We start from the raw sequence: 24840 nt of genomic DNA on the forward strand, positions 1-24840 counted from the left end.
CGTCCGCTTACGTGTCGGGATGCTCCGGCAGGGCCAGCCAGTCCGACCAGGAGATCTCACGGCCGAGGAAGCGCGGCTGCTCGAACGGCCAGTCGGCGGCGATCCATTGCGGCACCAACGCGTCGAGGGCCTGCTCGACCTTGCTGCCCACCAGCTCGTCCACCACCCACCAGGAGATCTCGCCGTCCGCGCCGGCCCTCTCCGGGGGGTCGATGTAGACACAGCCGAGCAGAGCTGTCTCCGCCGCGTCGAACAGCGCGTAGTTGAAGGACTGGTGTGCGGCGATCTCCTTCTCGTGCCGCAAAAGGTCGGCCTGGTCGGCCTCGTAGGTCATGGTGGCCGCGGGCCAGCCCCAGGCCGGGCCGAAGATGGTCCACAGCCGCTCGCGCGAACCCATCACAGCCGGATAGTCGAGCGGGGTGTCCGCCTCCCGGATCGGCCGCAGGTGATGGCCACCGCCCGGCAGCGGTACCAGGACGGGGTGGACGAAGTCATCGGGAAGCCAGCTCATGACGCCCGACCGTAGCAGCGCACGGTCGTCCGCTCCCCTGGATTTTCCCCGCATACCGCCAGGCCCTGCTCTCATGCCGGGTGGAGAACCCAGGGCGTACGCCGGCCGGTCCGCCGTCCGCCCTGCGAGGCAGACTCCTCTGGTCGCGTTCACCGAGGCTGGGTTACGCAGGCCCTGGAGCGTCTCAAGCAGGGGCATTCCCAACGGCCGTGTCCCGCCGGCGGCCGGCCACCGACAGGCCGGCCAAGGTGACGGCCATGAGGACGGCCGGCACCGTGAAAGCGGTGGTGACCGAGACGGGAGAGCCATCGGTGAGCAGGACCGAGGTGACCTCCGCACCCACCGCGGTGCCGAGGTTCCGGAGCAGGACGTTGACGCCCGCGCTCGCGGCGCTGTCCGACGCGGGTACGGACTGCACGGCCAGCGCGCCCATGGCCGCGTAGGCGAGGCCCAGGCCGGCGCCTCGTGCGACGTTCATGGCGGCCAGCGCGACGAGGCTGCCGTGGGCCAGGATCGCCGCGAGGTATCCGACGCCCACCAGGGCGCAGCCGATGGCCAGTGCCCGGCCGGTCCCGTACCGCTTGATCGTCCGTCCGGCCAGTGCGCCGGCAGCCATCAGCGCCAGCCCTGTGGGAAGTTGGACGAATCCCGCTGCGGTAGCCGATCCGCCGAGGCCGAAGCCGGTGTCCGGCGGGGCCTGGACCAGCAGGGGAATCACGATGCCGGCTGCCATGAACGCGTAGCCGCAGGTGAGGGCAGACCCGCCCGCCGCCAGCAGCGCCGGGGCACGTTGGGCCCGGAGATCGATGACGGGCTGTGGAACGCGCAGTTCGTACGCAGCCCAGCCGATCGCGCCGAGCAGACCGCCGGCGGTGAGTGCCAGGGTGCCCGGCGAGCCCCAGCCCCAGTGCCCGCCCTGGGAGGAGGCGAGCAGGAGTGCGGAGAGCCACAGAGCGAGCCCGAAGGCCCCTGCGACGTCCAGTCGCCGCCATGACCGCTCCGGGCGGCAGGGCGCCCGGTCGGCGGGGATGACGCGGAGCGTACCGGCGAGCGCTGCTCCGCACAGCGCCAGCGGGAGCAGGGAGAGCGAACGTGTTCCGATCAGGGCCGTCATGGGGCCGCCCAGGACCCAGCCGCCCGAGGCGCCGAGGCCGATGGCAGTCGACAGAACGCCGATCCGCGAAGCCACCTCGTCGGTGGTGCTGAGCCTGCGGACCAGGGCGAACGCAAGCGGCAGAGCGGCGGCGCCGCCGCCCGCCAGCACGCGGCCCGCTACGAAGAGGGCCAGTCCGTCGGCCGCGGAGGCGAGGGCCAGGCCGACGGCACAAGTACCGAGTGCGACGGTCAGAACGCGCCGGTGGCCCCAGAGGTCGCCCAGCCGCCCCGCCAACGGGGTGGTGACGGCGGCGGACAGCGTGAAGCCGGTCAGGGCCCAGGTGACGGCGGTGCCGGAAGCTCGCAGGTCGGTGGCCAGCCGGGGCAGGGCAGGCATGACCAGGGATATCGACAGGGCGTAGGCGGTCACAGCGGTCAGCAGAACCGCGGTCACGGCCCGCCCGGCGGTGCTCGGGCGAGCCGGGGTGTTGTGGCGGGTGGAGCCGGTGCCGGCGCTGGTCACACGACCTCCTCGTCCGGAGCGCCGACGGCCCAGAGCTGCTGCGCGCCGGAGATGTTCTTGAGCGTCCGGGGCGGCCCTGCGGGGTGGAAGCCGAACGCCGGGGCCCCTGCTGCCCGTACACGCCCAGACACCAGAACCTGCCCGGGCTCGGCATCCGCGCAGCAGCGGGACGCCAGGTTGACCGGGTGCCCCAGGAGTGCGAGCGAGGACATGGGTCCGAGATCGAGCCGCCCGTGGTGCACGTCACCCATGGCGATGCCGCAGCGCAGTCCGACCCGCCAGATACCGGGGTCGGGTGCGCCGCTGGACGCCACCCAGCGGTCGGCGATGCCGGTGAAGTCCGAGCGCAGCTCGGCCGCGGCGGTGAGCGCAGGCCGCGCGAGCTCGGACTCAGGTTGGCTGACCGCTGTGGCCGGACCGCCGAGCGAACTCCCGAAAACGGCGATCAGGCCGTCGCCGAGGAACTTGTGGACGACGCCGTGGTTGCGCTGTACGGCCTGGGCCGCGGTGGTGAGGAACTCCTGGATGTTGCGCAGGAGTTCGGTGCCACCGTGTTGCAGGGCATCCGCGATCCGGGAGTAGCCGGAGATGTCCCAGAAGACGACGGCCGCCTTGGTCGTGCGCAGGTCCAGGGCCGAATGGTCGCGGGCCAGCGCGGCGGAGAGGGCCGGGTCGAGGAAGCTCCCCGGGCCTCCGTCGTACCGTTCGGAGCTCCGGGTGCCGGCGCTCACAGGGCGGCCGTCAGGAGAAGGGGCAGGCCGGCCAGGCCCGTGATGGTTTCGACGCTCGGATCGCTCCACTGGCCGGCGCGGTCGACCAGAACCGCACGGATGCCGGCGGCGCGGGCACCGGCTATGTCGGTCGTGGGTGAGTCGCCGACCATGACGCTCTGTCGGGCGGTCCTTCCGAGGTGGGAGAGAACGGCAGCGAACGCCGCGGGACTGGGCTTGGCAACACCCAATTCCTCGGAGATGAAGACGTGGTCGACGTAGGGCGCCAGGCCCAGGTTGCGGATCTTGGCTCGCTGACCGTCGGACGGCCCGTTGGTGAAGAGGGAGAGCTCCGCCCCGGCGGCGCGCAGAGAGCTGAGAGCGGGCAGGGCGTCGTCGAACAACTCGATGTCTGTGTTGGCGCACGCGACGTACACGGCGTTGGCCTGCACGGCGGCCGCGGAGGCCGTGGCGCGGTCCGCCCCCGCGTCGGTCGCCGGGATCTCGAACCGCAAGCGGCGGTACTCGTCCCGGGCCAGCTCACCGGCGGTGAACCGGGCGAACAGGACGGGGTCCAGTTCGTCGAACCGCGACCAGTAGGGCGCGCCGGTCGGCACTCCGTGCTCACGCAGCAGCAGGTCGATCTTCCGCTTCGCGCGCTGACGGGCGGCCCCGTAGTCGCACAGCGTGTCGTCCAGGTCGAAGATCACCGAAAGCATCCGTTCAGCCCTCCCAAACCACGCGGAAGCTGATCGACGCCGAACCGGCGATGTACCACCTGCCGCGTCGGGCGGAACAGGCGAGCAGGGCGGCGGACTTGTTCCAGGCCCCGCCCTTGACGACCTTCTCGTACGTCCCGGCAGCCGATGGGGTATCACGGTCCCGGCGGTGCGGGGTGAACCAGTCGGAGGTCCATTCTTCCGCGTTGCCCGCCATGTCGGTGAAACCGAGGTCGTTGGCGGGGTATGCGCCGACGGGGGTGGTGCTGCCGACGTTCTCGCCGAAGTTGGCCGCGGTTTCGACCGGTTCGGTCTCGCCCCATGGGTACGTCCGGCCGACGATCCCCGCGGTGGCGCAGTGTTCCCACTCGTCCTCGGAGAGCAGCCTCCCGCCGACGGCCTCGGCCGCAAGCCGCGCCCCCAGCCACGGCACGCCGATGACGGGGTGGTCCTCCCGCCCGGGCCGAACCCGGTAGCGCCCGGCCGCTGGGTCGTAGCGGAGCGGGAACGCGGGGTTCTTCGCGTTGATGTACAGGGAAATGCCGTCTCCCTCGTCGGGCACTTCCAGCGCGTTGAGGAGGGTCGCGTAGTGGTGATTGGTCATGAGGGTGCGCATGACGAGCAGCGGGGGCCGATCCGGTCCTTCCGGTGCGGTAGCGGGCCCGGGGGACGGAACGAGGACGGAGGCGGGAGCCGGCACGGTCACGGCCGTCGCGCGCAGGGCGCGACGAAGCTCAGCTGGCATAGTCGTACTCCTCGAAGAAAGACCGGAGACCGGTGGCAAGGCGGGTCTGTTGTGCGTCGGTAAGCCGGCTGCGCCAGGAGTTGAGCACCGAGTCGCGGGAGCGGTAGCTGGAGTACCGTCCGCCCCGGCTTTCCCTTTGGGAGTCGGCGATGAAGTCCATTTGCTCGCTCGTCGGTTCGAGGTCCAGGAACTTCATCAGCGGACCGAGTGTGTCCTCGGGGTGCTCGACCACGTCCTCCAGACGGACGGTGATGTGCTCGAAGGCGGCCAGCGACTGCCGCGCGAGCCCCCAGCGGATGTCGATGCTGCGCAGGCAGAGCTCGAAGGGGTCGAGCCCGTCGCCGGGCGGGTGGCCGAGCTCCTCCTCCAGGTAGCGTGTGACGGTCACGCTGTACTTCCACAGTTCTTCGGCCTCCGGCACGTTCAGCACCGACGCGGCGACGGCTCGCGGGTCGCGCACCAGGTGGATGACCCGCAGACCGGGCAGGAACTCACCGAGCCAGGGGAGCTTCTCGTACAGCAGCGTCTCCTTGAATCCGCGCCGACAGCCCTCGGGCGAGGAATTGAGCCACTTCCGCAGCTCTTGGAGGAACAGCACGATCTTCGGGGACGAGTACAACTCCGGGTGCAGGACGGCCTGGTCGTATTCGGCTGAGGACCATGGCCTGAGGTCGTTGTCCCGGAAGAAGTCGGTGTGCATGGAGAACGGTTCGTTGGCACAGGCGACGGCCGCGTTGCGCTGTAGCAGTTCTCCGAGGAAGTTCGTTCCGGATCGGTGGTGGCCAATGATCAGAAATGGCGCACTGCGCTGCATCGGTTGGTTGGTCCCTGGATTCGCGAGGGCGGCTCGGCCGCCGAAGTCTGGTGTCGGTGTCCCGAAGCCGCTGCGGGGGAAGTCGTGATCGGTGGCCCGGGTCGGTGCGGAGCTCCGGGCTGGTGGCCCTCGGCGGGGCGGGTCCCCGACGGTCCCCTCCCGCCCCCTCGGACGCGGCTTCCAAGGTGCGGGCCGGCATCCGGTAAAGATCATCTCTTGGGAGTGTGAACGGACTGTCGCGGCAGTACCAATGGGCCGAGAAGCCGCCCGTCCGGGAACCGAACCGGTGAGCGGGGCCGGAGTGAAGTCCACTCCGTGTGCGACGGTCAGGGTCCCTCTGCGGCGGGGGCCTGACGAGGCGGCGGGCGCGTCGCCGTCGACGGCGGACGGCAGGCGCCGAGTGTCAAGAGGACGGTGTCGGCGCCCCAGGCGCGCAGCATGCCTCGCCGGGAGAGGTCGGGGAGAGGGTGACGGTGGCGAGATGGAGCTCGCCCACGGCTGCCGTCATGGGGCGGCTCGTAGACGACGGTGGTGTCCGGGCGGTCCTCCGCCACCTCTGGCAGCGCCAGCCGCTCGGCCCTATCCGCGGACAGGCCCCACCGCAGCTTCGTACCCACCCGCGTCGCCACGTATGTGCAGTGGTAGGAGCGTCCAAAGGCAGCGCCGGGGTCCGCCCTACTCCGGCTCGAGGCAGCAGAGACCGCGATCAGCGTGTCCGGCGACTGGTGGTCGTCAGCGTACGCCTCCCGCCGCGTCGTACTCCCTCAGCCTGCACCAGCTGGCGGGGAACGCCATTCGAGTCGTGTCGTATTCCTGACCGGGTTCTTGGCGGCGGACAAGTCCGGTGATCCTCATGATCCGGCCTCACGGCCTGGCGTTTGATCCATGATCATGGAGCGGGAATCCGATCCCACGCCCCCCGCGCTTCGACCGACCAGGAGCCCGCATGTCCATCGAGCTCGACTTCCCTGAATTTCCCTACGCGGAACCCCCCGGCGGCATCACCTGCTGGCAGAGGCCCTGGAATGGCGTCCTCGTCGCGGTGGACCAGATCCCTTTCAAGACCGGCGACAAGGTCACCTTCCACATCACGGTCTGCAGTGACGCCTCCGGGCAGACGCCGGCTGCGGAGATCCAGGGTGTCGCGAGCATCACCGCTGACACCACCTCGGCCGGCTACACCATCCCCTGGGACGGCGTCCTGGACGCCGTCACCGAGGGTTCCATCATCGCCTTCTACACACTCACCCCGGCCGACGGCAGCGCGTCATCGACCTCGCAGGAAGCCATCGTCCGGTACTCCCGTCAGCGGCCCGGCGACGGCGTTTGCAACCCGGACAACTGACCCGCGCGGGGCAGATGCTCGCACCAGTTGCTGTGCTGCGAGGCGAATCGGCGATGTCGTTCGTGCCCGCATCGCCGCGACGGACAGACGGGGATCAGCTCTGGGGTTGCGACGGGTGGGAGCCGGCTGCCCGATAACGGGACTTACATACCGGTCCCAGTGCCGGCGGGCGCAGACCCGGGGCCCTGGCTGGAGGCCGTGGGGAGTCTGCGTGGGCAAGGTTCCGGCGTGCGATCGGCAGGACCCAGTAGGCACGTCCGACGCTTGGCAGCGGTCATGGGGAATCAGTCACCGTCTGGCAGGCTCCCGTCTATGAATGATCATCTGAAGGGCCCGCCGGCCGGTGCAGGCGTGGCGAGACGGCGGACGCCGCCACGTCCTGTAGACGTGGTGGGGTTGGTCCCAGGGCTCGCCGCGTGGGCGCGGGACACGGTGCGTCTGCACCCGAGGCAAGGTGCGCCGTCGTATACCGAGAGCTCCGTGGGCGGGCCGTTGCTGTGGCCGGCAGACGAGGGATGGCCGGTATGTACGCACACGCACAGCGCCTTCGGCAACGACCTGCCGAGCAGCTCGATGGTGCCGATGGTGCCGGTCGTGCAGGCCTTCCGATCGGATCTGCCGTCCGGCGTGGTGCCATTTCCTGAGGGCGCGGATCTTTTGCAGGTGCTCTGGTGCCCGTTCACCCACGAGTTTCCCGCGTCGCCGTGGCCTGCGGTGTTCTGGCGCGACTCCGCTGCGGTACAGGCCGTGCTCCCGGCGCCGCCAACGGATCCGGCTGCGGCCCGTCGGCATGTTCCGGCGCCGTGCGTGGTCCACCCGGAGCGGGTGACGGAATACCCGACCTGGGATCTGCCGGAAGACCTGGCCGACGAGTGGCGGGACGACTTCCGCCGGCTGCGGGAGACGATCCCGCCGCAGGAGGCCATGCCGCTGCTGTCCTTCTCCGACTTCGCCGAGGCGCCGGGCATCAAACTCGGCGGGTATCCGTCATGGTTCACCGGGCCGGGATGGGTGAACTGCGCGGGATGCGGCGGCCGGATGGACCACCTGCTCACCGTGGCCAGCTGGGAATGCGACGGGGCCTCGTGGCGCATCTGGCTGCCCCTGGAGGACCGGGACGAGGAGGGCGGTCGGGCAGTCCCTGTGGACCCCACCGGGCTTGATGTGGGCAGTGTGGGCTCGGTGTACATCTTCGAGTGCCGTACCTGCCCGGATCGCCCCTTCGATCACTGGTACGACTCGTGCTGACCGCCCTGAGCCCTCCCACACGACCACCGCCTCGCCGCCCGCGTTCCGGGACCACGGATCACGGACTGCAGTTGTTCGAGGGCTCGCAAATGCGCCCGGGCCAACTAGGAGCTGTCCGGCCGGTCATGTGACTGCTCCGTCTCGGAGTCGTTGACGAGGACATGGGGCGGGGTGATCTGAGTGACGCCGAGTGGGAACGGCTGCGGCCGTTCCTGCCGGTCAGCAATAGGCGTTGCGGCAGGTGGCGGGACCACCGGCAGGTGATCGACGGGATCCTTCACCCAGCCGGCCGGACCGGCGTGCAGTGGCGTGACCTGCGCGAACGGTTCGGGCCGTGGTAGACGGTCTACGAACGACACCGCCGGTTGTCGGCTGACGGGACCTGGGAACACCTGCTCCGGCAGGTCCAGGCCGAGGCTGATGCGGTGGGTGAGATCGACCTCGTCGCCCGCCTGGTGGAGGTGGTGCCGGAACCGAGGGCCTGGGCCGCTCGCGCGGCGGATTGACAACCAAGCTCCACCTGAGCGCAGACGGCCGCTGCCGTCCGCTGTCCCTGGTCGTCACGCCAGGGCAGCGAGCGGACTGCACCCAGTTCAAGTCGGTCCTGGAGAAGATCCGCGTTTCCCGACTCGGGACAGGCAGGCCCCGCAAGAAGCCGGACAGTCTCGCCGCGGAAGGCCTACAGCAACGGGCGCGGCGACTACCTGCGACGCCGCGGCATCCGACACACCGTCCCGGAGAAGACCGGCAGCCAGGCCGCCCGCCTACGCAAAGGCTCGCGAGGCGGACGACCACCAGGCTTCGACGAGGACCGCTACGAGAAGCGCAACACCGTCGAACGGGCCATCAACAAGCTCGAGCACGCCCGAGCCGTTGCCACTCGGTACGACAAGCGCGGCTACGTCTTCCTCGGCACCGCAATGGCGGCAGCCGTCGTCATCTGGCTCCGAACACGACCGCGCCTTCACGACGTCATCTCACCGCTGCGCCTGGGGCCAACACCAGGCCAGAGGCCGCGAGGAAGGCTTCAAGACCGATGACGCCGCTGCCGGTGCCGTCGTCCCATTCGGTCAGGAGTTCCGAGAGGCCCTCATTCCAGGACTCCGGTGTGTCGATGTCAGGGCCGAGATGCCGCTCGACGCCACCTGCACCGTGCCGATATCCGAGGGACAGGTACGGGCCCTCCGCCGTCCAGGCCGGCCGGACAGCTCCTAGGCGCGCTCGGCCGCCAACCGCACGCCCAGGCCAACCAGCACAGTCCCCATCACGCGATCCACCGTCCGGCGCACAGCCGGCTTCTGCATGATGTTGCCGAACCGAGAGAAGATCACGGCATACGCGGACATCCAGGCGAACGAGATCACCGCTGTGATCGCCACGAACACGAGCGCCAGCCAGCTGGGGCCACTCACCGGCAGAAACTGCGGCAACAGTGCGGACATGAACAGCGCTGTCTTGGGATTCAGCGCATTGGTCAGCAGTCCTTCGCCAAAGACCGACCCACTCCGCCTGTACTCGGACGCGGTCACCAGCCGCGCTGTCTGCACCGCACTTCCAGCCTTGCGGGCCTGCACGAACGACCTGACTCCCAGAAACAACAGATAGGCAGCGCCGACGAACTTCACGACGGTGAAGGCGATCACGGAGGTCGCCAGAACAGTGGCGATACCGGCCACGGATGCCAGCCCCCAGGCCAGCTGGCCCGCGCTGCATCCAGCCGCCGTCCGCATAGCCGCCCAAAGCCCGCGGGACATCGCATTCTTCAGCACGACCGCGGCATCCGGCCCCGGGATCAGCGATGCCATCAAGGCCACACCGGCGAAGGAAAGCACGACACCCCACATAGCACCGGAGCCTAAAGATCAGCACGTCCCAGGGCTAGGACTCGTCCACCATCCGGACGCCCCCGCAAGCGCGTGGTCTACCTCGGCACCACGACCGCTGCAGCAAATCGTCATCTGGCTTCGCCCATGATGGGCCGGACAGCTCCTAGCAGCTTCTGACCGCGGTTCCCTGACGACTGCGCCTGAAGGGGGACGGAGGCCGTCGAGACCCCTACGGACATCCCGAAGCCGATGCCACCCAGCTTTGATGAGAAGAACCCGAGGACCTATGTCGCCTACGGCCTTGCCGTCACGCTCGTCCTGCCGTTCCTGATCGTCGGGCATCAGATTCCTCCTCCATACCCACGCCGCGGCCGGCGGACCGCGCAAACACCAATTGACGAAGGGTTACTTGTGAGCACGCGTGACGATTCCCCATCGGCGCCGACCTCCCGGCCTGGTGGCCTCGAGCGGCTGCTGGTCACGGCAGGAGATCTGGCCGACGCTTGCCTCGGCGATTTCACCGAGCTGGCATCGCCCTCGTCCCACGAAGACCCGCCTCCCATGACAGGCCCGACCCCGGAACTCACCGCCCTGCTGAACAGAGCGTTCAGCGACAAGGCCATGAGGGAGGTCAGGACCTCGTTCGCGAACGCCGACTCCTCGATCGTCGTCGACGAGGGAGTCTCAGAGCGGGCAACGGGGGCTGCCGTGGCCTGGATGGCCGACATGCGGCAGGTGTACGCCCGGTGCGCGGCTTGGACGATGAGCATCGGCGATCAGGAGATCCCCGTCCAGGTGGTGGACCCGGCCGGTGATCCGAGCGAGCCGCTCAAGGTGGAGCGGAAGTTCGGTGACGAGGCCTTGATGCGCACCATGCTCGCCGGTCCGGTTGGGCAGCAGGCCCAGATCACTACCCTTCTGGTGCGTGACGGTGACCGTGCGCTGGAACTCACGTTCCGCAGCTTGGCGGGTGAGCCTGGCGGACCCGAGGCGGCCCGGCTTGCCACCGCGATGTCGAAGTTCCTGGCGCTGGCTCCGGCGAAGTTCCAGGGCCTGCCAGTCGGCTGAAGGATTTTAAGGAAGTCGGCGGCTTGGCGTATCCAGACAGGCCGACCGATCCCCGGCGCGGTCCGCGCCGCCGCCGGACCGAAATTGCCGGTGAACGCCCCCGAAGGGCGCCCGGCAATTTCGTCCTCAGGGCCCGACAGGGCCCTGAGCGCGGCGCGGGGCACCGTGCGGCACCCTGGGAGACGGTCCAGAAGACGGGGTCAGACGTCCCAGATGGCGGAGGGCCTGAGAACCCCGAACGCCTTCGGGAGCACGCCACCCTAACCGTGACCCTGAGGAACCGCCTCCCAGGTGGTCCAAGAGGTCGGCAACCAGTCTCGCCCAGGGCCGCAAGGCGGGCCACGCCAGCAGGCTCGACAGCCGAACCGGCAGCGCAGATGCGATCAGAGGGCGCGGTTCGGGAAGGGCAGCGTCCCGAACCAGACGTGGGTGACGGCGCTGACGTAGCGGGCGCCGCACCGGTCGGTGGGGACCACGAGTTGCGCTCCGGCTTCGTCCAGGCCGCTCCCGTCGAGGCGGGTGGCGAGCAGTACCGGGGTGTCGCCGAAGTCGGCATCGAGCTCGGCCCACGCCAGCACGGTGTGGTGGCCGTCCCCTCCGCTGATGGTCAGCAGGAAGCGGGACCGGTCCTTCCGGCGGTGGGCGTCGAAGGTGGGACGCGCGTCCTGGATGACGTCGCGAAGGAGCGGACCCTCGAACACGTGATGCTGGGGGCCGTTCGTGGCGCAGTCGAAGGTGACGGCGGCTCGATGCTGCGGCCAGTCCCGCAGGTCCTCGACGCTGAGGGTCGTCGGCTGGTCCAGGTCTCCGTGCAGCATGAGTTTCGGCATGCTGAAGTGATGCCCGGCCGGGCTGGTGACGGAACCTCATCTGCAAGGTCTGGATGAATGAACAGGTGGCAAATCTCGGGCTATTGGCCGGTCTGAGATTGCATCCTCTGCCTTACGAGTTCGCGGGTGAAGTGGAATCGAGGCCTGCTGCACCCGACGCAAGCGGCCCGAGGGTCTGCCGGTCGAACCGCAGACCCTCGGGCCGATGACGAGCGGTGGGGAAACCGCTCGTGGCCGCGGGGCGCTGAGTCGGTCCCGGTCTCAACCGGGGGGCTCGTAGGTCCCGGCCCTTGTTGGTCAGGGCCTACGAGCAAGTCCGTTCAGCGGCACTGACCGAAGCGCGGACCCTCCACCTCGTTGGCCTCCTGACGCAGTTCCGGCGCATTGCCTTCGCAGCGCAGGGGTCCGGTGAGGTGGTTGTGGGTGAAGGCGGGCACGGGCTGGGCCGGCGGCAGGCCGCTGCCGCTGTTCCCGTTGATCCTCACCTGACCGGTCAGGGTGTTCGCGCCGGCTTCCAGACCGCCGGTGTTCCCGGTGAAGGTCACCGGTCCCACGACCGTGTTGCCGACGCAGTCCACCGCGGGGCTCGCCGATCCGACCAGTACGGGGCCACTCGCGCCCTCCACGGTGACCGCACCGTCGAGGCGTGAGCCGCACACGCTGAGGGCGCGGGCCCGGTCGGCGCTGAAGCGTCCGTTGATCGCAGCTCCCGTCATGGCCAGCGCCCCGCCGGGTTCCACGGTGACCGGTCCGGTCTGCACGGCACCTGCGGCGAGGCAGAGCGACTGTCCCGCGCCCACCGTCAGAGCGCCCGTCCGCGTCCCGGTGATGCACGGCGCGCTGAATCCGACGGTGAGTTCGGCGGGACCGGTCGAGTCGCTTGCGGTGAAGGTTCCGTCGCCGCTGTAGGTGGCGGTAAGGGCGTGGGCGCCGGGACGGAGGCCGGCGGTGGTGAGGCGTGCCCGGCCGTCGACGAGTGGCGCGGCGCCCAAGGCGACCTGGCCCTCGAAGAAGGTCACGGTCCCGCTCGCTGCCGAGGACGTCCGACTGGCCGAGGTCACGGTCGCGGTGACGGTGACGTCGTGGCCGAACAGCGGGGCCGGGGTGTCCACCGCGAGGGCGAGAGTGGTGTCGTAGCGGAAAGAGACGACGGCCTTGCCGTTGCCCGGGTTGACACCGGCGTCGAGCACCGTGTCACGTGCGGAGGGTGCGGCATAGCTGCTGCCGCCGCCTCCGCCAGCGCCGTAGAAGTTGCCGGGGTTGCCGCCACCGGAGCCCCCTCCGCCGCCGAAGTAGCCACCACCCCCTCCCCCGCCGCCGTTGCCGCCGCGGGCGCCGTTGCCGCCCGGACCGCCGCTACCGGGGTTGGGGAGCCCGGTGTTCGGGTCGGTGTCGCTGCCGGCGACGCCGGGGCCGCCTGCGGCTGAGTTCGGGCTGCCGGCGCCGTGCTCGGTCTGCGAGGCGCCGCCTCCGCCGACCCCGGACCCTTCCGGACCGCCACCCTCGCCGCCGGCTTCGGCGACGGGCCCGCCGCCGTTGCCACCGCGGAGCAGGGGGCCGCCGTTGCCGGCCCCGCCTCCTCCCCCGGCCACCAGCAGGCGGTCGGCCTTCCCGAAGGCACCGGTGCGCAGGTCGGAGGCGCCGCCGCCGGATCCGCCACCGCCGTGGGCGCCACCGCCGCCGGCCCCGTGGCCAAGGCCGCCCGGCCGGGCGTATTCGCCGCGGCGGGAGGAGCCGGGGATGCCGGCCGCCCCGACGGTGACCTGGAGGTTCTGGCCCGCGGTCACCGGCAGGGTTGCCCGAGTGCGTCCGCCGAGGCCGCCGGGGGCGCCGGCGTTGGGCGGGTTGGGGGTGACGAAGCCGGCCGCGCTGCCGCCTTCGGCGCCGTAGAGGTCGACGCTGACGACCGATACCCCGGCGGGGACGGTGAAGGTGTCGGTGCCGGGCGTGGGGTAGGTGCAGCTGGGCGGTGAAGCGGTGAAGAGGCCGCCCGTCCCGCAGGGCGTGCCGGGTTCGCTCTGGTCGGCGGTGGCGGAGAGGGGTGTCAGCAGGGCCGCGACGAGGCCGGTCAGGCCGGCCGCCCGCAGCATCCTGGTCGTGAAGGTGCTCAACGAATGTCCCGTCGGTGCGAGGGAGGCAAGGTGTGGGGCGCCGCTCAGGCGCCGTCGTCGGCGCAGAGCGCCCAGGTGTCGGAGTAGGTGCTCGGCGAGCTGCCGGCGCCGGTGTGGGTGTACGCCGTCCAGTACGCGGCGGTGGTGGTTCCGTCGCTCACCGCGCTGCCACCGGAGTCGCTGGGGTAGCTGCCGTTGAGGTGGTCGCCGACCGAGCCCGGGCCGGTGAAGTCGGTGGTCGTCACGTTGCCCCCGCTGATCGCGGCCCCTCCGCTCACCAGCCTCCCGTCGCCCTGGCCGCAGCCGACCGTGACCTTCTGGCCCGTGGTCGCCGCGGTCGGGCCGCTCACCTCGCTGTGGCGGACCGTCACGGTGGCGCCGCTGACGTCGATGCTGTTGCCGCTGCAGATGGCGTACGCATAGGTGGTGTTGTTGCTGTTGCCGCCGCCTCCGTTCCAGCCGGCCGCCGACCAGGAGTCCGGGTTCGTCTCCCCGTTGGCCGCGGCCTTCTGGCCGTAGCTGTGCGCGGAGTCGTTGAACGTGGGGAAGCCGGCGATGGGCTTGAGGCTGCCGACGCTCGCGGGCGTGATGCGTGCGCCGCCGCCGATCAGGCGGGTGTTGGCCGGGCAGGTCGCGGTGGCGAGGGCCACCGTGCCGCTGGTGGTGGGACCGGCGGTCTTGTTCATGACCACTTGGGTGTGGTTGATCAGGGCGCTGGTGAAGCACATGGCGTACGGCGTACTGGAAAACGAGGCGTTGACCGCGCCGCCGCTGCCGCCGATGCCCAGCCAGTAGGTCACGTCGATGCCGACCACGCCGGTCGAGCCGGTGTACTCGGTGCTGCCGTCGGGGCTGGGTGAACTTCCGTTGATTTTATTGCCGTTGGAGGACGTGCCCGTACCGACGGCCTGGTCGATGCCGCCCCCGGCGACCAGCCCGCTCGCACAGTGGGCGGAGGTGGAGATCTCGGAGAACGCGGAGGGTGGGCCCGAGGTGGCTCCGGGCGTCTCCACGGTCACCGCCACGGTGTTGGCGTACGCGGTCCCAGGCGCCACGAGGACCAGGAGGGCACTTACGACCAGGGCCTTCCGGGCGCCGGCGCGCCGCAGACCTGTCAATCTCATGGGGAGTCTCCCTCTTTCGGGGTGGGTTCGTCATTCGCCGGTGCACGCGCGAAGCGGATGGTGGTGGGTGCGGCCGGCAGTCGGCCCGCGGAGCGCCGTCCTTTGGGGCAGGCGGGCCGCGTGTCGGCAGCCGCGGTCGAGGGGCGCTTGTGGAGATCTGAGCGGGTGCGTAGATGAGTCACAGGGAAGTCACTCCGCCGACGGATGTCCTCACCGCCCGAACAGGCCCGGGTCTCGGGATGGGACGGCCGGTGGACTCACCGGTTCCGGGACATGGAAGCATGTACCGCGGCTCATCGCACATGCGGACTATAGCCAGTGCTTCAGGCCGCATCTACCGCTACTTCCCATTAACTTCCTAGCAGATGCCCCCGGCGAGGAACAGTCAGTTCCGCCCGCGCCTCGCCAATTGGCCCGCCGCTCTGCCATGGCGGCGAAGCGCCTCCGTACGGACACGACAAGCGGGGCGTCGAGCCGGAACATACGAAGCCCGCCCGGCAGAGGAAGCAGCCGGACGGGCAACATGCCGACACGGGCCCCTCCTTGGGGGCGAGCTGTCGGAGAGGCGTGAGGTTACGGCTTCTGGAAGCCGGCGTCCTGGAGGATCTTCTGTGTGCCTGCGGCGATGACGAGTCGGTTCTTCGCAATGATCGTGGGAGTACCGGTCTCCGCCGTGAGGCCGTCCATCGTCTTTGTGTCGGCTGTGACCAGGGCGTCAGCGGGGGCGCCCTGCTTGACCTGCGCGGCGAGTTCCTGCGAACCGGCGAAGGAGAAGGTGATCTTCGTACCGGGGGGACTTCTCGTAGGCGGCGCCCGCGCTCTTGAACACGTCGGTGAGCGAAGAGGCAGCCAGGACGGTGAGGTTCACCTGGGGGGCGGTGCTGGACGGCGCATCGGCCTTCGCCCCGCCGTCCTGCTTGCCGTCGTTCGCGCCACAGGCGGTAAGGGAAAGGGCGAGGACGGTACCGACGGCTTCTGCGATGCGGCGTCGGGTGAGCGTGAAGGACAGGGCTGCGGGTCACGTGCGGTCGATGTGCACGTTGGTCGACTTCACGCGGGCTGTGGCCCGCATCCCGACCTCGAGGCCGAGTTCCTCAACGGCTTCACGGGTGAGCAGCGAAACCAGCCTGTGGGGGCCGGCCTGGATCTCGACTTGTGCTGCCACATCACCAATCCTGACGGCGGTGACGATCCCCGGGAAGGCATTGCGAGCGGAGGTGTGGGCGGAGTCGTCCTCACCCACACCGCCCGATGCCACCTCGATGGCGAAGGCCGCCAGGTCGCGACCCTCGATGAGGCGTCTGCCACCTTCGTCGCGATGGGTCGCAACGCGGCCTGCATCCGCCCAGCGGCGTGCGGTGTCGGGGCTGACACCGAGCAGGCGCGCCGCCTGTCCGATGGTGTAGGACTGCATGCGCGCCACCGTAGGGCCCTGCGGCTCGCTTCTGCAAGCTCCTACTGGAGATCTCCATGGCACATGAGGTGCGTTTGGAGAATTCACCCAGTGATCACCCAGTAGCCAGGAACCGCGCGGAACGCATCATCGGCGCGGACGACACCGTCACGGTCCGGCGAGGGCCGCCCACTGCCATCGTGCGCGGCCCTCGTGGTGGTGCAGGAATGATCAAGCTGCGGCGAGGGAGATCTCGGTCGACTTGATCAGTGCCACGACGGAGGTGCCGGAGGCCAGGCCGAGGGCCTCGACGGCATCCTTGGTGATGGCGGCGGTCAGTTCGCCGCCATCCACGGAGACCTTGACCGAGCCCATGGCGCCACCGGTAGAGACATCGGTGACGGTGCCCGGGAGCTGGTTACGGATGGAGATGCCCTCGACGGGGCCGGTCGCGAGGGCGACCTCGGTGGACTTCACGAGCGCCTTGACGGAGGAGCCTTCAGCCAGGCCCAGGTCCTTGACGGCGTCGGCGGTGATGGCCGCAGTGATGTGCTGGCCGCCGGTCAAGCGCACCTTCACCAATGCCATGGCCTCGCCGGTGGTGACCCCGGTGACGGTGCCGGCGATTTGGTTGCGGATGGACAGGCTCATGGAAACACGCCTCACAAAGTTGGAAGACAAAGCAAGTACTTCGGAGTCCTGCGCGCCACGACCGACACTACCGGACAAAAGATCACGAGCGGACCGCGGCGCCGCATGGCAGGCGAATGGCTGCGACCCGTTGGGGAAGCTCCAACAGACCAAACCCCCGGAGGGTGTTGCGCGCGATCCCGCCTGGTCTGGTGTACCCCCAGGAGTTTCTGGGACGCAACGGTCGAGTACGCGGGGCACACTCGACCGTTGCCATGTGGAGGTGCTAGGCGGCGTGCTACTTGCGGGACGGGCTGATGACGTTGCCGGCGGAGCAGTTGTCGACGTGGTCGCCCGCCCAGTCGCCAAGGACGGGCACGACCGCGACTTCGGCGAGGCAGACGGCCGTGGCGCCGACGTTCCAGACGCCCGAGGCAAGTTCGCCGCCGAAGTCGCCGTCAGCGGCATGGGCAGGCGTAACGGCGCCGACGGTGGCCAGGACCAGCGCGGCGGCAGTGATGGTCTTCTTCATGCCTGTGACAACGAACCACCCCACAGCGGTGAAACGGCCACTCACCCTGATGCCGAGCCCGCCCGCCCCGTAGGGCAGTGCCACCTTCCGGAGCCCTGAGGCGATCCGTACGGTCGCGGTCCACGCCGACGGGGCGTGTGCGCAGCAGCAGTGCGGACCGCCAGGCTCGTCGCGCCGGGGCGGCCCGCACTGCTGCCCCGGGTCACACTGCGGGCGTCCAGGACACCCGTTCACACGTCGACGCTCGCTTGCCGGTGCTCATAGGCACAGGAGTGCCGCGCGTAGGTCGAGCTTGTGGTCGAGGCGGGACGGGTCCCGTCCGGTGAGGGCCTGAACGCGCTCGATGCGGTAGTGGACCGTGTTGACGTGCAGATGCAGGGCTTCGGCGGTGCGGACCCAGGAGCAGTTGTGGTGGAGGAAGACCTCCAGGGTCTCCCGGAGCATGTGGTGTGAGGCAGCCTCGCTGTCGGCGAGCGGGCCGAGTGTCGTGCGGCTGAAGAGGGTTCGTACGTCGGCGGGGATCCCCGCCAGGAGTGATTCCAGAGAGGCGAGTTCCTCGACGTGGGTCACGCGACCAGTGGCCGGGGAGCCCTGTCGCGCCGCCGTGAGCGCGAAGCGGGCCTGAGTCAGGGCGGCATGGAGTCCGGCGGGCTCCGCGGTGAGCGCACTGACGCCTGCGTGCAGGGGTGTCTCGGGGCGACAGCGGTTCAGCAGGGACCAGGGCTCGTTGAGTCGGAGAGTGCCCTTGCCGCCGCACCGTACGACGGCCGCGGCCTCCCCGTCCGATGCCGCACCCACGGCGAAGACGGTGGAGGGGAGGTGCTGAAGTGCTTCCCTGAGCGCTTCCTCCGCCCCACTGTCCGCGAGCCGTCCAGGGCCGGCCGTGACGACGACCCTCCAGGGGCCCTCGGCGAGCGGCCCGCACGCATCGAGGGTCTTCGCCAGGGCCCCGGTATCGGTGTCGCCCCTGTCGAGCATGGCGATCAGCTCCTGCCCGGTCCGGCGTCGGGCCGCGCCCCCGTGGTGATGATGGTGGCGGTACAGGCCGATGATCTCGGCTATCTCGTGCAGGGCGCGGGGAGGTGCTCCGCCGGCCTGGGGCACATGCAGGTACCAGGCGTCGTACGGAGTGGACTCGGTCTGGATGCGCAGCGTTTCCCCGGTGAGGCCACGCAGGTGCTCCACGGTCCGCACCGCCGGGAGTTCGGGGGCGGAGGCGGTGCGGGCGATCGTGCGTCCGCTGCTGGTGAGCAGGTAGCACGGTGGCGTACCGAAGGGAGCGAGCGCGCGCCCGAGCAGCTCATCCGCCTCTATTCCCTGATCAACGAGACGGCCGAGATCGAGGCGTACGTTCTCGGGCAGAGGGGAGTGGCCGGCCTGGCGGCGGCTGAGGTCTCCCCATCGGCGCCGGTACACGACTTCGGTGATGGCCCGGAAGTTGGTGTGCGCCGGGACGGCCAGGAGCGCGATGCCGTGCGCGCGACAGGAGTCGGCGATCCCGACGGGCACGGTTCCGTGGGTCTCCTCTCCGGCGAGCAGTGCCGAGGCTCCGGCCCGTGCGAGCGCGGAGACGAACCGCTCGGTTCTGGCCCGGCCGTGCGTCTCGCTCCACCACATCAGTCCGCTCAGCACGATGTCGCCGGGCTGGATGAAACGAGTGGGGTCCTCCAGGTCGGTGGCGGTCACCCCGTCTATCGCTTGGCTGAGCAGATTCCCGCCCCCCCAAACGAGGGTCAGATCGAGCCCCTCGATCTGAAGGAGGTCTCCGACGTGCATGTGCTGGCTCCTTGTACGGGTACGGAGGGCCTTCCCGGCTTCTCGCATCCACTAGGCAAATCTGTCAGCGCCCATCGTAAATGCAAGGTTTAAGCAGGTGAGGTGCCTCTTGGTTGATTCACCAGGGCAGGACCGGGGCGGCTGAGGGTTTTCCGTGCTCGGCACCAGTCGTTTTCGGCCTGTGACGCGGCTTCACTGAAGGAACAAGCAGCAGCCGACGGGGTGGTGGGGACATGGATCTGAACACGGTGCTCGATGTGCGCGACGCACGACATCACGAGCCCTGGCGGCCGGGTGATGCCTGGCTCGGCGGTGGTACGTACCTCTTCTCCGAGCCCCAGCCGCATCTGCGTCGGCTGGTCGATCTGAGCCGTATGGGGTGGGAGCCGCTCCGGACCCTGCCGGACGGCTCGGTGGAGATCGCGGCCACGTGCACGATCGCGCAGCTCTCCCGCTTCGGCCGAACGCTCGACGCGGTGGCGGCCCCGCTCATCGAGCAGTGCTGCCGGGCCTTCCTCGCCTCGTTCAAGATCTGGAACATGGCGACCGTCGGCGGGAACCTCTGCAACGGCCTGCCTGCCGGACCGATGATCTCCCTCACCGCGGCTCTCGACGGCGAGTGCCTGCTCCGGGCCCAGGACGGCTCGCTTCGGCGGGTGAAGGCAGCCGACTTCGTCACCGGCGCCGGGCGCAAGGATCTCGCTGAGGGTGACCTGTTGCGCTCGGTGACGATCCCCGCGCGCTCGCTGCGCTGCCGTACCGCCTTCATGCAGGTGTCGCTCTACGGTCTCGGGCGCTCCGGTGCCCTCGTCATCGGGACGCTGGATCCGGTGGACGGATCGCTGACCGTGACCATCACGGCCGCGACCACCAGGCCGTTCCGCATCTGGTTCGCCCTGCCGCCGGACCGGGCCGCGCTGCGCAGGGCGATCGCTTCGGCCGTGGGCGACGGTGACTGGTTCGACGACATCCACGGGCTGCCCGAATGGCGGCGGCACATGACTTTCCACCTCGCCGAGCAGGTCCGACGGGAACTCACCGTGGGCGGTGGGCGATGAACTTCGGCATCCAGGTCAACGGTCGGCCGTTCGAGACGGAGCCCCGCGCCGGTCAGTGTCTGCGCACCTATCTGCGTGAACGCGGTTGGTTCGGCGTGAAGAAGGGCTGCGACGCCGGCGACTGCGGGGCCTGTACCGTGCACGTCGACGGCGAGCCGGTGCACAGCTGTCTCTATCCGGCCGTACGCGCACGGGGCCGCTCGGTCACCACCGTGGAGGGCCTGGCCTCGCCGGAGGGCGAACTCCATCCCGTCCAGCAGAGGTTCCTGGACGCGCAGGGCTTCCAGTGCGGATTCTGCACCGCGGGGTTCGTGATGACCACGGCCGCTCTGGAGGAGGAGAAGGGTCGCACCCATGACGACGGCAAGCTCGGCGACCTGCCGCGTGCCTTCAAGGGCAACCTCTGCCGCTGCACGGGATACCGCGCCATCGAGGACGCCGTCCGCGGCATCAAGCATGCCGAGCGGCCGGGCGCAGGTGCGGCAGTCGGCAAGAACCTCGGAGCCCCGGCCGGCCCTCAGGTGGTGACGGGCACCGCCCGCTACACCTTCGACGTCGATGTCCCCGGGCTGCTGCACATGAAGCTGCTGCGCTCCCCGCACCCGCACGCACGCATCCTCGCCATCGACACCTCCGCAGCCCTGCGCGTTCCCGGCGTGCACGCCGTCCTCACCCACGAGGACGCCCCCGCCAGGCTCTACTCCAGCGCCCGTCACGAGCACCCCACCGAGGACCCTGACGACACCCGCGTCCTGGACGATGTCGTGCGCTTCGTCGGCCAGCGGGTCGCCGCCGTCGTCGCGGACAGCGAGCAGGCCGCCGAGGAAGGCTGCCGGCGGATCGAGGTGACGTACGAGGAACTCCCGTATGTCACTGATCCCGAGGAGGCCATGCGCCCCGGCGCGCCCGTCATCCACACGGGCAAGGGTTCGCAGGAGCGGATCGCCCGCGTCGAGAACAACGTGGCCGGTGAGGTGCACGGCGAGATCGGCTCCGTGGACGACGGGCTCGCCGAAGCCGCCGTCGTCTACGAGGAGACCTTCCGGACTCAGCGCGTGCAGCACGCCAGCCTCGAAACACACGGCTGCGTCGCCTACTTCGAGCCGAAGGAGGATGGCACGGGGCAGCGGCTCACTGTGCGCTCCAGCACCCAGACCCCGTTCCTGACACGCCGTGCGCTCTGCGCCCTCTTCGGCCTTCCGGAGGATGAGGTCCGCGTCGTCGCAGGCCGGGTGGGCGGCGGCTTCGGCGGCAAGCAGGAAGTGCTGGTCGAGGACATCGTCACCCTGGCCGCGCTCAGGCTGCGCCGCCCGGTGAAGCTCGAATTCACCCGCGCCGAGCAGTTCTACGGTGCCACCACCCGACACCCTTTCACGATCGGCATCAAAGTCGGCGCCCGCACCGACGGCACCCTGACCGCGATCCAGATGCGCGTCGTCGCCGACACCGGCGCCTACGGAAACCACGGACCTGGCGTCATGTTCCACAGTGTCGGTGAGTCCTTCGCCATCTACCGTGCCCCGCACAAGAAGGTCGATGCCTATTCCGTCTACACCAACACCGTCCCCTCCGGGGCCTTCCGAGGCTACGGACTCAGCCAGACCACCTTCGCCGTCGAGTCCGCCATGGACGAGGTCGCCCGCCGCCTCGGCATGGACCCACTGGACTTCCGGGAGAAGAACGTCATCGGCCCGGGTGACCACATGATCACACCGATCGGCCACGACGAGGACCTCTACATCGCCTCGTACGGCCTCGACCAGTGCCTGAGCATCGTCCGCAGCGCCATCACGAAGGACCGCAGCACCGAGGAGGTGCCAGAGGGGTGGCTCACCGGTCAGGGCACCGCCCTGGCGATGATCGCCACCGCCCCGCCGAACGGACACTACGCGGATGCCACCGTCACCCTCCTGGCCGACGGCACGTACGACCTCGCCGTCGGTACGGCCGAATTCGGCAACGGCACCACCACGGTCCACAAGCAGATCACCGCGGGTGCCCTCCACACCACCGTGGACCGGATCGGCATCCGCCAGTCCGACACCGACGTCGTCCGCCACGACACCGGAGCCTTCGGCTCCGCCGGAACCGTCGTGGCGGGCAAGGCGGTGATACTCGCCGCGGACTCCCTGGCCGGACGACTGAAGACCTTCGCGGCCCGGTACACCGGAGTACCCCGCCACCTGTGCACGCTCGATGCGGAGGCGGTCGACTGCGCGGGCCGCTCGGTCACCCTGAAGGAGCTGTACGAAGCAGCGCACGCACAGGGAGCGGAGGCCGAGCTCACCGCGGACGGCTACTGGGGCGGCAGCCCGCGCTCCGTGGCCTTCAACGCGCAATGGTTCCGTGTCGCGGTCGACCCGCAGACCGGCGAGATGAGGATTCTGCGCAGCGTGCATGCCGCCGACGCGGGGAACGTCATGAACCCCCTGCAATGCCGGGGCCAGGTGGAAGGAGGAGTCGCCCAGGCGCTGGGTGCGACGCTTTTCGAGGCGGTACGCATCGACGAACGCGGCGAGGTGACGACGGCGGCCTTCCGCCGCTACCGCCTCCCGCAGTACGCCGACGTGCCGCGCACCGAGGTCCATTTCATGGAGACGTCCGACTCGACCGGCCCGCTCGGAGCCAAGTCGATGAGCGAGAGCCCCTTCAATCCGGTGGCCCCCGCTTTCACCAACGCCTTGTACGACGCCACGGGCATCCGCTTCACCGAGACGCCCCTGACCCGCGACCGCGTCTGGTTGGCGATGCGCCGGCAGGCGGCTCGGCGGAGCGAGTCTTCCCCCTGACCGAGTTCTGCGCGCCAGTGGCCGTCGGCACCGGCGCATACGGCACCCACGGGCCCGGGCATGAGGCAGCCGCGCCGACCGGCCACCGCCCGCCACCGCCCCGTACGCCCCCTCTGCACCTTGCTGATCCCTTGATCCCTTGAATCCCCCATGCGAAGGAGACCGCCATGTTTGACATCGCCGCAGGGCTCAACCGGTGGGCCCGGCAGGGACGGGAGTTCGCCGTCGCCACGGTCGTGGCCACGAACGGAAGCTCGCCCCGGCAGCCCGGCGCGGCCCTCGCCGTAGACAGTGACGGCACAGTCATCGGGTCGGTCTCCGGTGGATGTGTGGAGGGCGCGGTCTACGACCTGTGCCGGCAAGCCCTGGCCGACGGCGAGAGCACCCTGGAGAGCTTCGGTTACAGCGACGAGGACGCCTTCGCCGTCGGTCTGACCTGCGGCGGCGTCATCGACATTCTCGTCACACCGGTCCTGGCCGACTCACCCTGCCGCGCGGTGTTCGCCGCGGCCTGTTCCGCCGCCGCGCAGGGGTCGGCGGCGGCACTGGTCCGGGTCACCGAAGGACCGGCCGAACTGCTTGGCCGCGCCCTTCTCGTACACCCCGACGGTCGGTACGAGGGCGGGCTCGGCAGGCACCTGGACCTGGACCGGACGGCAGCCGGGCAGGCCCACGCCATGCTGGATGCCGGCCAGACGGGCAGCGTCGTCATCGGGGAGGACGGTTCGCGTTGCGGACAGCCGCTGACCCTCTTCGTCGAGGCCACGGTTCCCGCCCCTCGCATGATCGTTTTCGGCGCGGTCGACTTCGCTTCGGCTCTCGTCAAGATGGGAAAGTACCTCGGCTACCACGTGACCGTATGCGACGCCCGCCCCGTCTTCGCCACAAGGGGACGCTTCCCCGAAGCGGACGAGGTCGTCGTCGACTGGCCGCACCGCTACCTCGAGGCGACGCAGCTGGACTCCCGGGCGGTACTCTGCGTCCTCACTCACGACGCCAAGTTCGACGTACCCCTCCTCGAAAAGGCGCTGAAGCTGCCCGTGGCGTACGTCGGCGCGATGGGTTCGCACCGCACCCACCTGCAACGCAACGAGCGCCTGCGGGAGGCCGGCGTCACAGCATGGGAACTGGCCCGGCTGCGGTCGCCCATCGGACTCGATCTCGGCGCACGAACACCGGAGGAGACGGCGCTGTCGATCGCGGCGGAAATCGTGGCCGCCCGGCACGGCGGCTCCGGTGTGCCGCTGAGAGGCGCCCACACCCCGATCCACCACCACGAGGTGCGGGGGCACGCCCTGAGGATCGGCGAAGTCGCTTAGACCTTGTCCGGCCGGTCATGTCCCGCGGCTCCCCACCGGATCCCCCGCCTCACCATTACCCCGGAGAAATGAGCGCAGCAGTGTGACCGCCACCCGGCGCAGGCGGCGGCCCGCACCGCTGCCCGGTCGTACGGTGGGCGAGGCCGTGCAGTCCTGGCGTCCGCGGCCCCGGCCGTAGCCGTGCCAGTCCAGGACCAGAGCCGAGTCGGCCAGGGCACGGGGCCCGGCCCGGTTGCTGATCGTCGGCGTTCGCTTGGTCGTGGCAGGAGGCGTTCGATGTGCTGTCCTCCAACCAGCCCATCGCATATACGCCATCGAGGCATACGACCGGTCCTTTATGACCGAGCCGGTCGGCTTGGACATGGCAAGATACGAGGCATAACCAGGCAGGCACGGTGGCCGGCCACCGGTTACACCGAGGACATGCTCCACACCGTGCTGCGGCGCCGGGCGCTCGGGAATGCGTCGAGCAGATTCCGGCCGACCTGATCAGCCCCACCGGCAAACGCAAGTGGAACAGTCGCTCCGTGGCCGGCACCTACCGAGCTCTCGCGAGCATGAGAAGGCCCAGGCGTACCCGAAGCCGTCGACGGCACCGCCGGAGGCCAGCCGAGTCGCTAGGCACCCTTCCGATCTTCCCAAGGGGCGGGGCCCACCAACCCCTCAGGGCCGCG

The 24840-nt window shown here is 69.8% G+C and carries 20 protein-coding genes and 2 pseudogenes; 7 read left to right on the forward strand and 15 right to left on the reverse strand.

All coding sequences use genetic code 11. From position 1 onward, the window contains the following. Positions 1-7 precede the first annotated feature (7 nt). The 6 genes from ACIP5M_RS17265 to ACIP5M_RS17290 form a co-directional block, all read right to left on the reverse strand. A complete protein-coding gene (locus ACIP5M_RS17265) occupies positions 8-511 on the reverse strand; it encodes a GNAT family N-acetyltransferase (RefSeq protein WP_073492597.1) in 504 nt (167 codons plus the stop codon). 184 nt (positions 512-695) lie between these two features. Continuing rightward, the gene (locus tag ACIP5M_RS17270; RefSeq protein ID WP_401197695.1) at positions 696-2129 is read right to left on the reverse strand and encodes an MFS transporter; all 1434 of its coding nucleotides are present in this window, start codon (positions 2127-2129) and stop codon (positions 696-698) included. Further along, positions 2126-2860 (reverse strand): adenylate/guanylate cyclase domain-containing protein, encoded by a 735-nt coding sequence (locus ACIP5M_RS17275; protein WP_401197697.1) that lies wholly within the window; start codon positions 2858-2860, stop codon positions 2126-2128. The genes ACIP5M_RS17270 and ACIP5M_RS17275 overlap by 4 nt, the downstream gene beginning before the upstream one ends. After that, positions 2857-3558, reverse strand: coding sequence for an HAD family hydrolase (locus ACIP5M_RS17280; protein WP_401197699.1), 702 nt, complete (start codon positions 3556-3558; stop codon positions 2857-2859). The genes ACIP5M_RS17275 and ACIP5M_RS17280 overlap by 4 nt, the downstream gene beginning before the upstream one ends. 4 nt (positions 3559-3562) lie before the next feature. Next, positions 3563-4303, reverse strand: coding sequence for a formylglycine-generating enzyme family protein (locus ACIP5M_RS17285; RefSeq protein ID WP_401197700.1), 741 nt, complete (start codon positions 4301-4303; stop codon positions 3563-3565). Beyond that, a complete protein-coding gene (locus ACIP5M_RS17290) occupies positions 4293-5330 on the reverse strand; it encodes a sulfotransferase (protein ID WP_401197702.1) in 1038 nt (345 codons plus the stop codon). Before ACIP5M_RS17290 ends, ACIP5M_RS17285 begins: the two co-directional genes overlap by 11 nt. Positions 5331-6063: 733 nt before the next feature. On the opposite strand from ACIP5M_RS17290, the gene ACIP5M_RS17295 reads away from it, so the two are divergent. The 3 genes and pseudogenes from ACIP5M_RS17295 (at position 6064) to ACIP5M_RS17305 (ending at position 8750) form a co-directional block, all read left to right on the forward strand. Continuing rightward, complete coding sequence (locus ACIP5M_RS17295) at positions 6064-6462, forward strand: hypothetical protein (protein WP_401197704.1); 399 nt, start codon at positions 6064-6066, stop codon at positions 6460-6462. Positions 6463-6942: 480 nt separating this feature from the next. Then, on the forward strand, positions 6943-7710 hold the full coding sequence (locus ACIP5M_RS17300; RefSeq protein ID WP_401197707.1) for a DUF1963 domain-containing protein: 768 nt from the start codon (positions 6943-6945) through the stop codon (positions 7708-7710). A 161-nt stretch (positions 7711-7871) separates the two neighbouring features. Further along, positions 7872-8750 (forward strand): annotated as a pseudogene (locus ACIP5M_RS17305) (IS5 family transposase). A gap of 171 nt (positions 8751-8921) precedes the next feature. Here the strand turns inward: ACIP5M_RS17305 and ACIP5M_RS17310 are convergent. Continuing rightward, positions 8922-9542, reverse strand: a complete 621-nt coding sequence (locus tag ACIP5M_RS17310) for a LysE family translocator (RefSeq protein WP_401197709.1) — start codon at positions 9540-9542, stop codon at positions 8922-8924. Positions 9543-9785: 243 nt separating this feature from the next. Here ACIP5M_RS17310 and ACIP5M_RS17315 point away from each other — a divergent pair, with 243 nt between their 5' ends. Continuing rightward, complete coding sequence (locus ACIP5M_RS17315; RefSeq protein ID WP_401197711.1) at positions 9786-10604, forward strand: hypothetical protein; 819 nt, start codon at positions 9786-9788, stop codon at positions 10602-10604. Between the two features lie 383 nt (positions 10605-10987). Here ACIP5M_RS17315 and ACIP5M_RS17320 read toward each other — a convergent pair whose 3' ends face one another. The 8 genes and pseudogenes from ACIP5M_RS17320 to ACIP5M_RS17355 all read right to left on the reverse strand — a co-directional run bounded on the left by ACIP5M_RS17320 (position 10988) and on the right by ACIP5M_RS17355 (position 19000). Continuing rightward, a complete protein-coding gene (locus ACIP5M_RS17320; protein ID WP_401197713.1) occupies positions 10988-11434 on the reverse strand; it encodes a molybdopterin-dependent oxidoreductase in 447 nt (148 codons plus the stop codon). 320 nt (positions 11435-11754) lie between these two features. Beyond that, the gene (locus ACIP5M_RS17325; RefSeq protein ID WP_401197714.1) at positions 11755-13545 is read right to left on the reverse strand and encodes an Ig-like domain-containing protein; all 1791 of its coding nucleotides are present in this window, start codon (positions 13543-13545) and stop codon (positions 11755-11757) included. Positions 13546-13589: 44 nt separating this feature from the next. Beyond that, on the reverse strand, positions 13590-14669 hold the full coding sequence (locus ACIP5M_RS17330; RefSeq protein WP_401197717.1) for a hypothetical protein: 1080 nt from the start codon (positions 14667-14669) through the stop codon (positions 13590-13592). A gap of 615 nt (positions 14670-15284) precedes the next feature. Then, positions 15285-15678, reverse strand: a pseudogene (locus tag ACIP5M_RS17335) (extracellular solute-binding protein); the annotation flags it as partial. Between the two features lie 9 nt (positions 15679-15687). Continuing rightward, positions 15688-16083, reverse strand: coding sequence for a molybdopterin-binding protein (locus tag ACIP5M_RS17340; protein ID WP_401197719.1), 396 nt, complete (start codon positions 16081-16083; stop codon positions 15688-15690). Positions 16084-16293: 210 nt separating this feature from the next. After that, positions 16294-16713 (reverse strand): molybdopterin-binding protein, encoded by a 420-nt coding sequence (locus ACIP5M_RS17345; RefSeq protein ID WP_401197721.1) that lies wholly within the window; start codon positions 16711-16713, stop codon positions 16294-16296. 277 nt (positions 16714-16990) lie between these two features. Then, the gene (locus tag ACIP5M_RS17350; RefSeq protein WP_401197723.1) at positions 16991-17224 is read right to left on the reverse strand and encodes a hypothetical protein; all 234 of its coding nucleotides are present in this window, start codon (positions 17222-17224) and stop codon (positions 16991-16993) included. Between the two features lie 258 nt (positions 17225-17482). Next, positions 17483-19000 carry a PucR family transcriptional regulator gene (locus ACIP5M_RS17355; RefSeq protein ID WP_401197726.1) on the reverse strand — a complete coding sequence of 506 codons (1518 nt, stop codon included), beginning with the start codon at positions 18998-19000 and terminating at the stop codon, positions 17483-17485. A 233-nt stretch (positions 19001-19233) separates the two neighbouring features. Between ACIP5M_RS17355 and ACIP5M_RS17360 the strand changes: the two genes are divergently transcribed. From ACIP5M_RS17360 to ACIP5M_RS17370, 3 genes are all read left to right on the forward strand, one after another. Next, positions 19234-20058, forward strand: coding sequence for an FAD binding domain-containing protein (locus ACIP5M_RS17360; RefSeq protein WP_401197728.1), 825 nt, complete (start codon positions 19234-19236; stop codon positions 20056-20058). Continuing rightward, a complete protein-coding gene (locus ACIP5M_RS17365) occupies positions 20055-22847 on the forward strand; it encodes a molybdopterin-dependent oxidoreductase (RefSeq protein WP_401197731.1) in 2793 nt (930 codons plus the stop codon). Before ACIP5M_RS17360 ends, ACIP5M_RS17365 begins: the two co-directional genes overlap by 4 nt. 167 nt (positions 22848-23014) lie before the next feature. Continuing rightward, positions 23015-24166 carry an XdhC family protein gene (locus ACIP5M_RS17370; RefSeq protein ID WP_401197733.1) on the forward strand — a complete coding sequence of 384 codons (1152 nt, stop codon included), beginning with the start codon at positions 23015-23017 and terminating at the stop codon, positions 24164-24166. Positions 24167-24840 lie beyond the last annotated feature (674 nt).

This window comes from Streptomyces sp. NPDC088762 (genome assembly GCF_044750905.1).
GTDB lineage: Bacteria > Actinomycetota > Actinomycetes > Streptomycetales > Streptomycetaceae > Streptomyces.